The sequence below is a fragment of the Oceanobacillus sp. GQ8 genome (assembly GCF_059758495.1).
Genome location: NZ_JCAXEV010000006.1, coordinates 121370 through 135350, shown reverse-complemented (window position 1 = coordinate 135350; position 13981 = coordinate 121370). Strand labels below are relative to the sequence as shown.

Here is a 13981-nt window from a genome sequence, read left to right as displayed (position 1 = left end):
TACGATACCTCGCTTTCTATGACTATATTCTACACCTCTAAATAGGCCAGGTAAAGAATCTCGGTAGGATCGTTCAGCCTGTAAATGCATAAAGGATGCAGGTAAACGTCTCCCTGCATCCTTTAAGCTTATTTCTTTCTTGCGCGGTGATCTGCTGCTTTGCTTCTTGCTTGTGCCTCTAAATCTTCTTTATCTGCAAGTTCTTTGGAGAATTCGATGTCCAGCCCATCAGAATCCTTTAGAGTCTTAGGTGTTTGCGCAAGAAAGTTATTTTTGGAATTCCTATGTTCATCTCTACCCATGATTGTCACCTCACTTTAGGAGACTTACTTCGTTAGTATGTGCAAGGAGGAGAATCATCTGCATGGGAATTTTTATCATGTAATAGCTGGCAATATGTATTACAGTTGAATCATAGCAGGCGAAGATAAACAGGAGGTGTGAGGACGAATTTCTCAGGAGAGTTGCTCGATACTTTCAAGGTCAAACACGTGGTTCATGCAAACAGTGGGATTAAACCAAACCCCACTGTTTGAAGTTTCCCTTTATCTGTTTCTGTCACCGCCGAGGATATCAAATAAGCCTCCGGCAATGCTTCCTTCACCTTTTGAGCCGCCTCTCTCTGGTGCTGCGGCAAATATCCGACTAGCCAATCTGCTGAATGGAAGGGATTGAACCCACACAGTACCAGGACCTCTTAATGTAGCAAAAAAAAGACCTTCTCCTCCGAACAGGGCTGTTTTAACTCCACCGACGTACTCAATGTTGTAGTCGATATTGCCGGTCATTGCCACGAGACATCCCGTATCAACGCGAATTGAGTCACCTGCTGTTAGCTCTCTTTTATGAATGGTGCCGCCAGCATGGACAAATGCCAACCCATCGCCTTCGAGCTTTTGCATGATAAATCCTTCTCCGCCAAAGAATCCAGCACCGACCTTCTTCTGAAATTCAATTCCTACAGTTACCCCTTTTGCTGCCGCTAAAAACGCATCCTTCTGACAAATAAGCTTTCCGTCTAATTCGCTTAAGTCCATCGGGATAATTTTTCCTGGATAGGGAGAAGCGAAAGATACATGGCTTTTTCCTGTTCCTTCGTTTGTGAATGTAGTCATAAATAAACTTTCACCTGTTATAACCCGCTTTCCTGCACCAAGCAATTTCCCCATCAAGCCACTTTGTTGGCTGGATGATCCATCTCCAAAAATTGTTTCCATTTTAATTGGATCATCCATCATCATAAGGCTTCCGGCTTCAGCAATAACTGTTTCTTGTGGGTCAAGCTCAACCTCCACAAATTGCATGTCATCTCCATGGAGCTTGTAGTCAATCTCATGATTATTCATCGTGAACTTCAACCCTTTCTTATTTGGTGTTTATAATACGTTTAAGCAACTTAAATGGATTCGAAATAATAAAATTACTTATACCAACAGGGGCCAATTCTTCCTTATTTATACAACGTACCCTTGTACTTCATTTAAAGCAGGCTACCATGTATAATGAGAAATCATACGTCTTTTAAAGGAGTAGTAAGAAATGGATAAGAAGCAGAGCCGTCCTCAGGATGGTGAGAACAATATTGAAGTGTGGGAAGACCTTGTCCATATTAAGGACCTGGTACTAAGCATTGTTATATGTACAGTCATAACACTTGGTGCTTATTTAATTGCACCAAATGAACCTCCTAAACCATTAATATATGGGCTGATTGGTGCTGTAGTAGGTTTTGTGATCAGCAGCATCGTTATTAAACCAAAGCGTACACTACGTTTTGCAGAGGAAAGGGAGGAGTAAGTTATGGAACTGACACTTATACTAGAAATGATTACTGCCTCCGTTATAGGTGCTGTATTGTATACCATAATCGGGATTGCGCCAGGAACAGATGAGACAGCAGTTCTAGCACCTGTCACATTGGTTCTTGTATTGTCGGGGTTTGAGCCTATCGTCATTTTAGCCTTTTTTATATCTGCTATCGTTGCTAAAAAGCTTACCGATTCTATACCGGTTGCCATCGCAGGAATTCCTGGTGGTGTGATGTCAGCGCCTATGGTGGAACATGCCATGGTGCTCAAAAAGCATGGCATGCCTGAAGTGAGTATCCGGAAAATGGCATCTGGTTCTGTTATTGGAACATTTATTGCTGTACCTATGAGCTTGCTTTTGGCCAATTTAATTATCCCGCTAGCGGATGTTATTACCCAGTATTCTAATCAAATATTTCTTGGTGGTGCTATCTTCCTTGCTCTTATGTCAAAGAATCGCTGGGTATCATTACTTTCTATCATTCCGTTCGCCTTTTTAATACAGGGATTAAGAATTGCTTATTGGGAAACAGGAATTGTGCCAGAGGACGTTACCGTATTTACTTCTTTTTTTCTTGGTATTACGATCGGACCTGTGATTTTAAAGCTTGCTGAACTGTTGAGCGGTAAGCTGAGGAGACAGCTCCCGCGTTATGGATTAAAGGAAATCGTCCTCAAAAAGACAAAAACAGAAAAGGGATTTCCGAACCCATTCAAGATTTTAGACCGAAAAGAAATAGGCACGACTTCCTTCTCGTCTGTTTTGGGAGTTTTAACATTTTTTATGAGTCCAGTTGGAATGACTATATTCCTTGGAGAAACACTAACAAGTAGAATCAAGGATCCAGTTAAAAAGGCAACACGTGCAATCTCTAGTATGGATGGTTTAACGAATGCAGCGTATATATCCGGGACACTTATCCCGCTCATTGCGATTGGTTTACCGCTGTCCCCAACTGCAATTGGACCAGGTGGAGCGTTATTTAATGCACCACCCGTATTCACACCGGAAAATAATATCCACCACATGTTATCAACAGGGGAGTTTATTGTGGCTACGGTGATAGGTGCTTTCGTTGCAATTACCATCACGTTTTATGTAACAATTAAATATGCTCAACAAATCTGTGCCTTTGTGTTTCGTTATGTTCCACATGAGGCAATGCTAGGTCTGTTTTTTGGACTTGTGATAATGCTTGCATTTATGGACGCAGGTATTGTAAATGTGGCAGGTGTGCTTGTAGTAGCCCTTGTTGCAGGATTTCTTCATCGAAGAGGAGTGAATTATGGGGTGCAATTTATGACCTTATATGCAGCGCCATGGCTTATCTCTGTGTTTATACCAGGTCTGTAATGGGCGTCCAAGAACCAAGTAATAAGACCATTCATTTATTAATATAGGTAAGTAACACTCTTCCGCTAGCCGGTGGAGTGTTTTTTTTAGGTTGAAAAGTTTATGAGGAACTTTTTTTATGATGCAGTCGTACTACTTAAAAAAAGGGAGGGGTATTGCTTGCAGTTTCGTGGAGTTGGTTGTTTATTGCTGCTATTAATTCTCCTTGTAGCATGCGCACCAGAGGAAGGAGAAGAGAGGGATGAAACAATGTCGCTAAAAGGGAAATGGAACGGAGAGATAAACATACCTAATCAGCCTTTAGCTATCGAAATTAATTTGGAAGACGAGCAAAGCGGAACAATCAGTATTCCGATACAAGGGGTTACGGATTATCCGCTGTCTACGGTTGAGTTGACAAAAGAACAAAAAGTAGTAGTTACGATGAAGATACAAGGTCAGCTGCTAACTTTTGAAGGCACGATAAAGGGAGAAGAGATGACAGGAACATTTACACAGAATGGACAGCAGTTTCCATTTGAACTTGTAAAAGGGGAGAAGAAAGAAAAACCCAAGGATGAGGAAGAAGGAGAATTTTTGAGCATTAAGACAGACAATGGGATATTGTATGGAGAATTAGAGACCCCGGTATCAGATGACCCACATCCTGTTATGCTAATCATTCCCGGCTCTGGGCCAACAGACCGTAACGGGAATTCACCAGCGTTTCCGGGAAAAAATGACAGCCTCAAGCTACTTGCGGAGGAGCTTGCAGAAAACGGCATTGCGAGTGTCCGCTATGACAAACGTGGTGCAGGTAAGAATCAACAGGCGGTTATAGAGGAAGCATCAACAAGATACGATCACTTTGTACAGGACGCACAAGGGTGGTTAGACCTATTGGCTAATGATCCATCTTATACTAAAATTGGGGTTATTGGACATAGTCAAGGTTCTTTAACAGGGATTTTGGCAGCGCAAACATCATCGGTTGATGCCCTTATATCCCTTGCTGGAGCTGGCCGTTCACTGGATGAAGTGCTCTATGATCAGCTCGAGGAGCAAATTTCCGGAGATCTACTTGAGGAAAGTAAGGCAATTATAGAAGAATTAAAAGAGGGAAAAACTTCCCCAACTGTGTCAAATGAACTTCAATCTGTGTTTAGACCAGCTATCCAACCATTTCTCGCATCTTGGATGAAATATACCCCCGCAGAGGAACTAGCAAAATTATCAATGCCGACATTAATCATCCAAGGGGAGCATGATCTCCAGGTAAAGCAACAGGAAGCTGCAATTTTACAAGAAGCAAAACCAGATGCTGAAATGGTAACGATTGATAAAATGAACCATGTTCTTAAGGAAGCGCCTGCCGAGCGGAGAGAGAATATCCACATCTATGGTGACCCAGCATTTCCGATCGCAGAAGGGTTAATGGAAGAGATAATGGATTTTCTAAAGGGCCATCAGTTTATAGGTGAATAAGTGTAAATAAGGAAACAGGGGGAGATGAAAATGCAGGATAAAAGTCCATTGAAACTTGATAACCGTATCTATTTAATTGATGGGTTTGACCTTGGTGTAGCAGAACGTACAGGTTCCTACGTCATAGCAGAAGAAAAGCTGACCATTGTCGAAACTGGGCCAAGTCCATCTGTAAAACATATTAAAAAAGGGCTAGAGTATCTTGGCTATCAGTTAACAGATGTGGCGTACATTGTGTTGACACATATTCATTTAGACCATGCAGGTGGAGCTGGATTATTGATTAGAGATTGTCCAAATGCCAAAATAGTCGTTCATCCAAAAGGAGAGAGGCATTTAATTAACCCTAAAAGATTAGCTGCCGGTGCAAGAGCGGTATATGGAGAGAGTTTCGCTGAACTATTTGATCCAATTGTGCCAATAGAAGCAGATCGCCTGCTTGTAAAAACAGAAGGAGAGCGATTAGAAATTGGCCCGGACTGCGTGCTTGAATTTTGGGATACGCCAGGGCATGCAAAGCATCACCTCGCTATTTATGATCCAATTAGTAATGGAATCTTTGCGGGGGACACCGCTGGTATCCGTTATCAGCAGTTGGCAAATCGCGAAATTGACTTTTTCTTGCCCTCCACTTCTCCAAATCAATTTGAACCGAACAAGATGGAGGAATCCATTCAGCGAATGCAGGTAAAAGAGCTTGATCGGATTTACTTCGGGCATTACAACATGACAGAAAAAACGGAGCTTGCCCTACAGCAAGTATTGGAATGGCTGGAGATCTTCATGGAAGAAGGAGAGCAGGTTGTGGCAGAAGGGAAGGGATATGATACCCTTGCAGAGCGACTCCTAGCTAAAGTACAGACAGCCTTGCGCTTAAAAGGTGTCCCAGATGACGACGAAGTATATATTATAATTAATCTAGACCTTCAAGTAAGCGCACTAGGAATTATTGATTACTTTAAAAATTTAAAGCAATAAAGTGAAACTTCAATCAGTGGGATTTTTTGTTCTTCCCCCACTGATTGTTAGTTGAACGAATCGGGGTGATAGCGTCCGTTTACTCCCACTTAAACTTCACGGTTTCACTTCATGTTTTGAAGTGGGAGTCTTACGGACGGTTGCACCGGGATAAAATGGTTAATGCCATAAATTATAAAGAAAAGCCGAGTGGATCGATTAATTAAAATCAAATCTTCTCGGCTTCTCTAACACTATATAGCTTTTCACTTTTATGATTTTGGCTGTTCCATTTCTAGCATGATGGGGCAATGGTCACTACCTAGTCTGTCGGGATGCGCTTCAGAACGAAGGAGGTACTCTTTTAGTCGATTTGAGACGATGAAATAATCGATCCGCCAGCCGACATTTCTTTCCCGAATGGTTTTCATATAGGACCACCATGTATAAATCCCTTCCGTTTCTGGATGGAAATAACGTAAACTATCGGTGAAACCACTATCGAGAAGACGACTCATCTTTCCCCGCTCTTCCGTTGTAAAACCGGAGTTGCCATGATTTGTTTTGTGGTTACGTAGGTCGACCTCCTGGTGCGCAACATTCAGATCACCGCAATATACAACAGGCTTTTCCGCATCAAGTAGTTTTAAGTATGCAAAAAGCTCGTCTTCCCATTCTAATCGGTAATCGAGACGGGTGAGATCTCGTTTAGAATTTGGTGTATAAACATTCACTAAATAAAATTCTGCATATTCGAGTGTAATAATCCGTCCTTCTTCTTCTGTTTCAGCATCTCCCACACCATATTTAACCTGCAGTGGCTTCTCTTTGGTGAAGACAGCAGTTCCAGAATAGCCTTTCCGCTCAGCATAGTTCCAGTATTGATAATAGCCTTCAAGATCTAGATCAAGCTGCCCTTCTTGAAGCTTAATCTCCTGTAAACAAAAGATATCTGCATCCACCTCTTTAAAATAATCCATAAAGCCTTTTTTAACACAGGCACGAATGCCATTCACATTCCAAGATACAAGTTTCATAGAATCTATTTAAACTCCTTTTTAAGTAAGTATAAGATGTACGCAAGTGTCTAGCTACGAGCGCCAGAAACTAGAAGATCTCCCGGAGCGCTGTAAGAGCTTTTCTTACTATTGGTATTTCATTATTTTATCATAGAACAGATAACACTTTGGGGTGTTACGAATAGATGGGTTTTTAAAAGATTATAAAATCCTCTTGACTTCTTAAGTGTATTAAACATATAATACACTTATCAAGCGTATTAATACATTAATACAGATGTTTTTTTGCGACTAGTGTATTATGCGCGTAATACACTTTGGAAAAGATTGAAGAAAGCCGAATAGGAGCTGCTGCTATGATAGTGAAATTTAACAACAGAGATCCTGTTTACGTACAGGTCGTTCGCCATTTTAAAGAGCAAATTGCTAGAGGTACGCTCGAGCCTGGTCAGGAGGTCTCTTCTAGAAGAGAGTTGGCGAGCCAGTTAAAAATAAATCCAAATACCGTACAACGAGCATATAAGGAAATGGAGGAACAGGGATTGATTTATACGGAGAAAAACTCGCCTAGTAAAATTACGAGAGATGAAGATGTACTTCATCGTGTAAGAGAAGAACTTATCTTAGAGGCAGTGGATACATTTGTCACTTCAGTTCGTTCCATTAATGTCCCTGTAGATGAGCTTTTAGAGTTAGTCAAGGAGAAGTATGACCACCAAAGTGATAAAGAAGGAGGAAGCGCACATGATTGAAGTGAAGGATATTAAAAAGAAATTTGGCAGGAAGCAAGTCTTAAACGGCGTTTCCTTTACTGCAAACAAAGGAGAAATCACCTGTCTAATTGGGATAAATGGGGTAGGAAAAACCACGATCCTAAATGCAATTATGGCATTAACTCCAGTTAATAGTGGAGAAATTCTTCTTGATGGTCAAAAGGTGACCAAACAAAGCTTTGAAAAGATAACTTTTATTCCAGATGCTATTACAATGATCCCGCAAATGACGATCGCTGAAGCAATGGAATTTATGGACGATTATTATGATTCCTGGAATCAAAATAGAGCCACAGAGCTATTAGGATTCTTTAAGCTTAAACAAGAGGATAAGATATCCAGCCTGTCAAAAGGGAATACCGCCAAAGTGAATTTACTACTTGGCCTAGCACTCGACGTTGATTATATCCTTATGGATGAACCGTTTTCTGGAATTGATATTTTTAGCAGGGAGCAAATTGCTGATGTATTCACAAGTCACTTAATTGAAGGGCGAGGCGTCATTATTACCACACATGAAATTAGTGATATTGAACATCTGATTGATAAGGTGGTCCTTCTTAATGAAGGAATTGTACTCAAAGAATTTAATAGTGAGGAAGTTCGCGAATCAGAAGGGAAGTCGGTCGTGGACGTGATGAGAGAGGTGTATAAAGCATGATGCGCTATTTCAAGTTAGTTAATTTTGAACTTGGCCGATTTTTTAAATTGTATAGTGTGCTAATCGGCATAACGATTTTATCCCAGCTAGTGGGGCTGTGGGTGGTTTCTAACAGTTATATGGAACGTGCGAATTATGCCATGTTCGAAGAGAACCTTTCACCAGCACAATTCGTAAGTGACAATGGTGAAATGAGTCTATTGGTATTAACAAGAACATTGTGGTTCCTTGGACCAATAGCCCTAGGAGCGATTGCATTACTCTTTAATATCTTTTTTGTCTGGTATCGAGACTGGTTTGGCAAAAATACTTTTATTTATCGCTTGCTGATGCTTCCAACCGCAAGAATTAATGTTTATTTGGCAAAGGCAACCTCTATCCTTTTAATGGTACTTGGGCTAGTGGCAATTCAGATCGTGTTGTTGCCGGTAGAGAGTGTGCTTTTAAAATGGTTGGTTACAAGGGATTTCCGACTTGATTTAGCGCCTACAGAGGTAGTGTCTGGCTTACGTGAGTTAATGATTATTTTGCCGGCTGGAATTATTGATTTTGTTCTGGTTTATGGAGCAGGTATTATGGTGATTTTTATACTATTTACTGCCATTCTATTTGAACGGAGCTATCGTATAAAAGGTATCGTTTTCGGTGCAATCTATGCTGCATTAGCAACTGGCATTTTCATTTCTCCTCTTATACTAGAAGGGATTATAGGTACAAATTATTTATATCCAATGGAATTACTTGTTCTTGAGATTATTCTTGGGTTAATTGTATCGGCAGCCTCGATCTGGGTAGCAAATTATTTATTGACTAAGCGTATTACGGTGTAGGGAAGGATGGGAAGAAAATGAAAAAGTATTGGAAACTGTTGTCGATTACCATCATTGCTGTTTTAGCTATTGGTACGTTTTATATTCAAAAGGCAATCGCAAATGAAAACTCTCTGGAACTAGCCTTAGACACAGTCAGTGGTGAAGTGGCGGAATTAAAGGGGATGGTGATATCAGGAGGATATTTCGACAACTATTGGAATGAAAGGTTTACCATTACAGCAGGGGAGCTAGAGTTTGATAATAACGACTCCTTTATTGAGAGCCTTGAAAGATTTTATCAACCGAAAATAAATCAATTAATAAATGACCATCGAAGTTTTATGCGGGGGAAAAACTCTGACTTAGCAGGGTTTTATGAGGATGAACAGTTACTTGCTTATGCGAATGTTGATTCAAAATGGGATGGACAGAGCAGGTATAAAGACCACAATTTTGAAATAGATGTTTTGCAAAAGGGAGAAAATGAACGGATCACTTTTGAACAGAAAGTGCCAAATCAGCAAGATTATCGTTACATGTATGTAATGGATGTACAGGTCCAGGATGGACAGTTGAGCATTTTTACAAGAAATGAAGGAAATACAGATGCTCCTACAGAATTCCGTGTATATCGCTTTGATTTAGCGAGTGAGAAATTGATTAGTGAGGATAGTTTAATGAATTTGGAGGGAATGAATAGTAAAAAATGGCATGAAGGTAACTTAGTGACAACCAGTACAGAAACAGAGCCAACAAAGAATGTGGTGTTCGCTAAAACAGAAATGGAAGAAGTGAAAACAGAACATGAAGAATACATGGTGGAAGAGAAGGGGACAGAATATGTTGCCTATAACCTATCTACTATGGAAAAAACAGAACTGGATATTCCTGCAGATTTAAGTGCTGATTCGTATAATGAGCTTATACTCGGCTCGACGATATACTTTATCCATCGCACAGAGCAAGGGTTAACGGTCATGAGCTACAATTTAGAAAACCAACAAGAGGACGAATTTAATGTAGATTTTCCTTCCGCAGACCAAGGTAATATGATAGTGAATGGAAAGGGAGACCGTCTATATATTGTGGGTGGAGATAGTAAAGAACTGCCTATTACTATAGTGGACGTAAATACAGGGGAGACTCTATACCAGGGCATCTATAAGAAAAAAGGTGCAAATGGAGTGAATCAATTCTTTTCGATAGACAATATATATATTAAATAATGCAGTATGGTTGGAAAGCGAGAGCTCGCTATCCAACCATATTTTCATATATTTTGGTCAGTTTTTCTTCGAATAAATCCATATGCACGATACGAGCCTCCCGTAAGTACTCTTTTCCTTGTACGAATAGGAGAATGACAGGGACAGCGAAGATACTAAATCGCCCAGCGACATCTGGAACTTCATTTGTTTCTATGTGGGCTGTCTCAATTCGAGGGTAGTCTGCAAGTAGACTTTCTACCTGTGGCAGCAAACCATGGCAAACACTACAGCCTTCCCTTGAAATGTAAAGTAGAGTAAGGTCATACGCATCTATAAATTTATCGATTTCTTCAAGTGACCGTAAATCTTTCATGGAAATCACCTCTCCCTTTGAATGTCTTAATACTATACCCTTTTGTTCTAATGTTTACAGCTTTCTGATCTGAGGAATATATTTAAAAAAGGAAAATGAGGTGATGGATTTGAAGAAAAAAGAAGAACGTTCACCTGAAAATGAAGTGAAGAACCGTAAATCGGAAAAGCGAACAGAGCTTGATTCATTTGAGGATCAGAAATTTGTTGATGATATACCAATGGATGATCTGAATGCAGAGATGGATGAGGAAAAGAAAAAAACGAAATCGAAAAATACCTCTCAAAGTGAGAAAAAGAATATTAATTAATCTTCAAAGCATAAATATAGAAGAGCCAAGCGGTCATTAAACCCCGCTTGGCTCTTTTTGAGTCTGTAAAGCATTTTAACGTTAATATTCCATGTGATGATGGTTTTGAGGTCTTTCTTCCGCAAAGAATTCTTCATGAGGGATCGGTGTAATGGCATCTAAACAAGTGATACCGAGAAACTTTTTAAGATCTAAAGTGAGACAGAGCCCTGTAGCAAGAAAGTCTGTGACAGGTTCATCCTCTGGGAAATATGCACTTACCCTATGTTTATCCTTTGGGTAGGGTTGAATCTCGCAGCCATTTGAGATAGGAAGTAGTAGTTCTACTTTTACACAGCAATTACTATCCATTGTAAAATGTTTTGCACGTAATACAGGAGTTTCGATGCAGCCGAAAAACGTATCATTTCTATGATAAGGTGCCTGGAAAATACCACTTCCTATAAAAGGACTGCCATCATCTTTCGTATACAAAATAAACGGGATAGTGGAGTATTGTGGATCCATACCGTTTCCCTTCTTAAGCTGGCGAATAGAATAATTCCATCCTTCCTCCTGAACCTCCTTTTGAGCTTTTACGATGTTCTGTACAGTATCACAAACACAATCTTTTGATTCCTTAAATTGAAACATATCGCTGTTTCTATAATAGCCCATATTATCTCTCCTTCTGATAAAGATGTCACTACTTAATGTATGTTTTCGCCACGTTTTAGCCTGTTTACTCGTCCATTTTTTAGCTAATTGAGTATATAGTCTATAAGATTATTAATTTGTGTGGATAACCTGGGGGATTCGCAGAGCCACTTTCTGTCATTTGACATAAACATAATATAAATCGATACAGGCCTGTAGAAGATTTGCCCATGAAATTACCCCTAGATAGGAAACGGGAAGGCTGGCTGATCACCAGCTTTCTTTTCTTTTTTCTTATGCTTTTAATCTACTAAAAATACGCATATGTACGGGTACATCTATCTATTCAAAATTCGATGGCTGACATATATATATAAGCGTAAGGAAGTTTTCCACAGAAATTAATAGGCAGAAAGCTTCTATAAAATATACAAAGGGAGGATTATTAATGTATAAAAGAAACAATTTTTATAATGCATATAATGACAATCAAAATGATCATCACAGGCATGATGACCGCGATCTAGCACCAAGCAGCAGCTGTGACAGATGCCATAGCGATCATTGTAGCTGTCATGAAAGACCAAGATCACAAGGTGCTTTAGTGGAGAAGGTTATCTGTTCAAAAGATGCACACAAAACTGCAGAATTTGCTCTTCCAGCAGCTCTAGGACCGTTTGGAGCAGGTGATGCAATATTGACGGGAATTCTTGGACTGTTAACTGGCCTTATCCCTGGATTGGTAAATATCAGGGTGACGCCAAACTATGCAGGAATCGAGCAGGAAATAACCGTCCTCAAAGACACTGTAGTTAATTTTGGTTTCGTACCAGCAACTATCGATGTTATTGTAACAGGTGGAGTTGTGGAACTTAGCATTCCGATCAGAGTCTACTTCCAAGAGCATACGCACTGTCCAGGAGCGCGGCCAGGAGACGTAGTCTTTGAAACAGACCCTGTTGTCGAAGCACAGCTTATACAGCCGTTAATCGGTACTGATGATGGGGGAACAATCCTTAACTTACTTCTTTTCAAAGCAATCTTGCGCACTCACGTTACGGTTGTACGTCAAGGAATCGAAAGAGACGGTAAGTTCTGTGATTTGGATACTCACGACAAGCATCGAAACGGCCCAATTCCAATCAATACACCACAAAACCTTATCACTAACTCATCCGCACTTACTGGGGGCGGACCAGCACCAGCATAGGCGAATCAAGCTTCAATTAACAACAATACAACCTCATAACAATTTTTGCATACAGCTCCGGAGCATGAAGCTTCGGAGTTTTTGCGTTATAAAGTAGAGCTGATGCTATAATGATTAATAGAAATCTGTCTGTAATGAGCAGGGAATGACCAGCTATCAATTTATATGGGTGCTAAATTGGATTATAGAAAGGGAAGAAGGAAATGGAAGCATTAAATCGAATGGCTGAAAGTTTAACGTACATCGCGGAGCATTTAGGTACAGTACTGAACGTGGAGGACGCTGCTAAGATTGCCTGCATGTCCAAGTTTCATTACCAACGGATGTTTACGATGCTGACTGGATATACGGTAGGAGAATATATTCGAAAAAGGCGCCTCACATTAGCGGCCCAGGAGTTACTTCATTCTAATACGAAAGTAATTGATATAGCAATGAAGTATGGGTATGAAACACCGGAATCATTTTCTAAAGCATTTCGCAAGGTACATGGCCTCAGCCCCTCATCTGTGCGTAAGCATGATCAGCCATTAAAAGCCTTTCCGAAACTCTCTTTTCAAATTCAATTAAAGGGTGATGAAGAAATGAATTACAAGATCGTAGAAAAGGATGCTTTTTCTGTAATGGGAAAGAGTATCAAGACATCACTGGTCGATGGCCAAAACAAATTGGAAGTTCCGGCATTCTGGGAAGAGTCCAGAAATAATAGATTGGACGACGAATTAGCATTACACGCTGGAGAGATGGGGATCATGGGGATTTGTATGGATTTTGATAAGGAGCAGGAGCAAGTCCGCTATTTTATTGGTACAGAGAAATCAAACATGGAAGTGCCGGATACATGGGAAGAAGGCGTGATTCCGGCATCTACATGGGCTGTATTCCCTGTGAAAGGGCCCATGCCAAAAGCGATACAACAAGTGTGGGAACGGATCTTCTCAGAATGGTTTCCATCAACAGGTTATGAACATGCTGGTGGGCCAGAGATTGAGGCATACACAAATGGTGATCCACACCTTGAAGATTATTACAGTGAAATCTGGATTCCAATTTTGAAGAAATAATACACCCACGTTCAATGTGTAAAAAGAGCAGTTATGGGGCAATGTAATAGTGAGAAGGAGGGCTTTTATGCTTGGTTTTTTCACGGAACCTTATGTTCGAATTACTCTTACTATCATTGTTCTCGTTGTCATCTTTATTATTCTTAGTCGTAACAAAAGGCAAAAGACTACCGATTCGCTTTCTATTTTGCATGAACGTTATGAAAAAGGGGAGCTGACCAAAGAGGAATATGAAGAAGCGCTCAAGAGACGTGGGAAATAATGAAGGATGTGCATCGGCAACATCCTTCATTTTGTCCTTTAACATCTTTCCCTTAGCAAAGAAAAAAGGA

General features: G+C 40.3%; 17 protein-coding genes. 12 read left to right on the top strand and 5 right to left on the bottom strand.

Going from position 1 to position 13981, the window contains the following annotated elements:
- Positions 1–128: 128 nt before the first annotated feature.
- On the bottom strand, positions 129–302 hold the full coding sequence (locus AC6CHS_RS17825; RefSeq protein WP_498238076.1) for a YfhD family protein: 174 nt from the start codon (positions 300–302) through the stop codon (positions 129–131).
- A 243-nt stretch (positions 303–545) separates the two neighbouring features.
- Positions 546–1346 (bottom strand): TIGR00266 family protein, encoded by an 801-nt coding sequence (locus AC6CHS_RS17820; protein WP_498238075.1) that lies wholly within the window; start codon positions 1344–1346, stop codon positions 546–548.
- A gap of 193 nt (positions 1347–1539) precedes the next feature.
- On the opposite strand from AC6CHS_RS17820, the gene AC6CHS_RS17815 reads away from it, so the two are divergent.
- From AC6CHS_RS17815 to AC6CHS_RS17800, 4 genes are all read left to right on the top strand, one after another.
- Complete coding sequence (locus AC6CHS_RS17815; protein ID WP_058949281.1) at positions 1540–1797, top strand: hypothetical protein; 258 nt, start codon at positions 1540–1542, stop codon at positions 1795–1797.
- Between the two features lie 3 nt (positions 1798–1800).
- Entirely contained in the window at positions 1801–3162 is a 1362-nt protein-coding gene (locus AC6CHS_RS17810) for a tripartite tricarboxylate transporter permease (protein WP_498238074.1), read from the top strand.
- A gap of 159 nt (positions 3163–3321) precedes the next feature.
- Positions 3322–4626, top strand: a complete 1305-nt coding sequence (locus tag AC6CHS_RS17805) for an alpha/beta hydrolase family protein (protein ID WP_498238073.1) — start codon at positions 3322–3324, stop codon at positions 4624–4626.
- Between the two features lie 30 nt (positions 4627–4656).
- Positions 4657–5604 (top strand): MBL fold metallo-hydrolase, encoded by a 948-nt coding sequence (locus tag AC6CHS_RS17800; RefSeq protein WP_498238072.1) that lies wholly within the window; start codon positions 4657–4659, stop codon positions 5602–5604.
- A 251-nt stretch (positions 5605–5855) separates the two neighbouring features.
- Here the strand turns inward: AC6CHS_RS17800 and AC6CHS_RS17795 are convergent, their stop codons facing one another.
- Positions 5856–6620 carry an exodeoxyribonuclease III gene (locus AC6CHS_RS17795; RefSeq protein WP_498238071.1) on the bottom strand — a complete coding sequence of 255 codons (765 nt, stop codon included), beginning with the start codon at positions 6618–6620 and terminating at the stop codon, positions 5856–5858.
- A gap of 338 nt (positions 6621–6958) precedes the next feature.
- On the opposite strand from AC6CHS_RS17795, the gene AC6CHS_RS17790 reads away from it, so the two are divergent.
- From AC6CHS_RS17790 to AC6CHS_RS17775, 4 genes are read left to right on the top strand one after another with little or no spacing between them, the layout of a single operon-like run.
- Positions 6959–7354: a GntR family transcriptional regulator gene (locus AC6CHS_RS17790; protein WP_498238070.1), complete on the top strand. Its 396-nt coding sequence runs from the start codon at positions 6959–6961 to the stop codon at positions 7352–7354.
- A complete protein-coding gene (locus AC6CHS_RS17785; RefSeq protein WP_498238069.1) occupies positions 7347–8036 on the top strand; it encodes an ABC transporter ATP-binding protein in 690 nt (229 codons plus the stop codon). The genes AC6CHS_RS17790 and AC6CHS_RS17785 overlap by 8 nt, the downstream gene beginning before the upstream one ends.
- Complete coding sequence (locus tag AC6CHS_RS17780; RefSeq protein WP_498238068.1) at positions 8036–8866, top strand: hypothetical protein; 831 nt, start codon at positions 8036–8038, stop codon at positions 8864–8866. Before AC6CHS_RS17785 ends, AC6CHS_RS17780 begins: the two co-directional genes overlap by 1 nt.
- A gap of 17 nt (positions 8867–8883) precedes the next feature.
- The gene (locus AC6CHS_RS17775) at positions 8884–10074 is read left to right on the top strand and encodes a hypothetical protein (RefSeq protein ID WP_498238067.1); all 1191 of its coding nucleotides are present in this window, start codon (positions 8884–8886) and stop codon (positions 10072–10074) included.
- A 28-nt stretch (positions 10075–10102) separates the two neighbouring features.
- On the opposite strand, the gene AC6CHS_RS17770 is transcribed toward AC6CHS_RS17775, so the two are convergent.
- Entirely contained in the window at positions 10103–10429 is a 327-nt protein-coding gene (locus AC6CHS_RS17770; protein WP_498238066.1) for a thioredoxin family protein, read from the bottom strand.
- A 109-nt stretch (positions 10430–10538) separates the two neighbouring features.
- Here AC6CHS_RS17770 and AC6CHS_RS17765 point away from each other — a divergent pair, with 109 nt between their 5' ends.
- On the top strand, positions 10539–10739 hold the full coding sequence (locus tag AC6CHS_RS17765) for a YczO family protein (protein WP_234368421.1): 201 nt from the start codon (positions 10539–10541) through the stop codon (positions 10737–10739).
- A gap of 81 nt (positions 10740–10820) precedes the next feature.
- On the opposite strand, the gene AC6CHS_RS17760 is transcribed toward AC6CHS_RS17765, so the two are convergent.
- On the bottom strand, positions 10821–11396 hold the full coding sequence (locus AC6CHS_RS17760) for a CotY/CotZ family spore coat protein (RefSeq protein ID WP_498238065.1): 576 nt from the start codon (positions 11394–11396) through the stop codon (positions 10821–10823).
- Positions 11397–11823: 427 nt separating this feature from the next.
- Between AC6CHS_RS17760 and AC6CHS_RS17755 the strand changes: the two genes are divergently transcribed.
- The 3 genes from AC6CHS_RS17755 to AC6CHS_RS17745 all read left to right on the top strand — a co-directional run bounded on the left by AC6CHS_RS17755 (position 11824) and on the right by AC6CHS_RS17745 (position 13911).
- The gene (locus AC6CHS_RS17755; RefSeq protein WP_498238064.1) at positions 11824–12585 is read left to right on the top strand and encodes a hypothetical protein; all 762 of its coding nucleotides are present in this window, start codon (positions 11824–11826) and stop codon (positions 12583–12585) included.
- 203 nt (positions 12586–12788) lie between these two features.
- Complete coding sequence (locus AC6CHS_RS17750) at positions 12789–13649, top strand: AraC family transcriptional regulator (RefSeq protein WP_498238063.1); 861 nt, start codon at positions 12789–12791, stop codon at positions 13647–13649.
- A gap of 67 nt (positions 13650–13716) precedes the next feature.
- Complete coding sequence (locus AC6CHS_RS17745) at positions 13717–13911, top strand: SHOCT domain-containing protein (protein ID WP_498238062.1); 195 nt, start codon at positions 13717–13719, stop codon at positions 13909–13911.
- Positions 13912–13981: the final 70 nt, after the last annotated feature.

Bases quoted from the DNA above. Each gene is read 5' to 3' on its own strand.
- AC6CHS_RS17775 (WP_498238067.1), top strand. From the start codon at position 8,884: ATGAAAAAGTATTGGAAACTGTTGTCGATTACCATCATTGCTGTTTTA.
- AC6CHS_RS17800 (WP_498238072.1), top strand. From the start codon at position 4,657: ATGCAGGATAAAAGTCCATTGAAACTTGATAACCGTATCTATTTAATT.
- AC6CHS_RS17810 (WP_498238074.1), top strand. From the start codon at position 1,801: ATGGAACTGACACTTATACTAGAAATGATTACTGCCTCCGTTATAGGT.
- AC6CHS_RS17815 (WP_058949281.1), top strand. From the start codon at position 1,540: ATGGATAAGAAGCAGAGCCGTCCTCAGGATGGTGAGAACAATATTGAA.
- AC6CHS_RS17785 (WP_498238069.1), top strand. From the start codon at position 7,347: ATGATTGAAGTGAAGGATATTAAAAAGAAATTTGGCAGGAAGCAAGTC.
- AC6CHS_RS17760 (WP_498238065.1), bottom strand. From the start codon at position 11,396: ATGGGCTATTATAGAAACAGCGATATGTTTCAATTTAAGGAATCAAAA.
- AC6CHS_RS17820 (WP_498238075.1), bottom strand. From the start codon at position 1,346: ATGAATAATCATGAGATTGACTACAAGCTCCATGGAGATGACATGCAA.
- AC6CHS_RS17770 (WP_498238066.1), bottom strand. From the start codon at position 10,429: ATGAAAGATTTACGGTCACTTGAAGAAATCGATAAATTTATAGATGCG.
- AC6CHS_RS17750 (WP_498238063.1), top strand. From the start codon at position 12,789: ATGGAAGCATTAAATCGAATGGCTGAAAGTTTAACGTACATCGCGGAG.
- AC6CHS_RS17795 (WP_498238071.1), bottom strand. From the start codon at position 6,620: ATGAAACTTGTATCTTGGAATGTGAATGGCATTCGTGCCTGTGTTAAA.
- AC6CHS_RS17745 (WP_498238062.1), top strand. From the start codon at position 13,717: ATGCTTGGTTTTTTCACGGAACCTTATGTTCGAATTACTCTTACTATC.
- AC6CHS_RS17755 (WP_498238064.1), top strand. From the start codon at position 11,824: ATGTATAAAAGAAACAATTTTTATAATGCATATAATGACAATCAAAAT.
- AC6CHS_RS17790 (WP_498238070.1), top strand. From the start codon at position 6,959: ATGATAGTGAAATTTAACAACAGAGATCCTGTTTACGTACAGGTCGTT.
- AC6CHS_RS17825 (WP_498238076.1), bottom strand. From the start codon at position 302: ATGGGTAGAGATGAACATAGGAATTCCAAAAATAACTTTCTTGCGCAA.
- AC6CHS_RS17780 (WP_498238068.1), top strand. From the start codon at position 8,036: ATGCGCTATTTCAAGTTAGTTAATTTTGAACTTGGCCGATTTTTTAAA.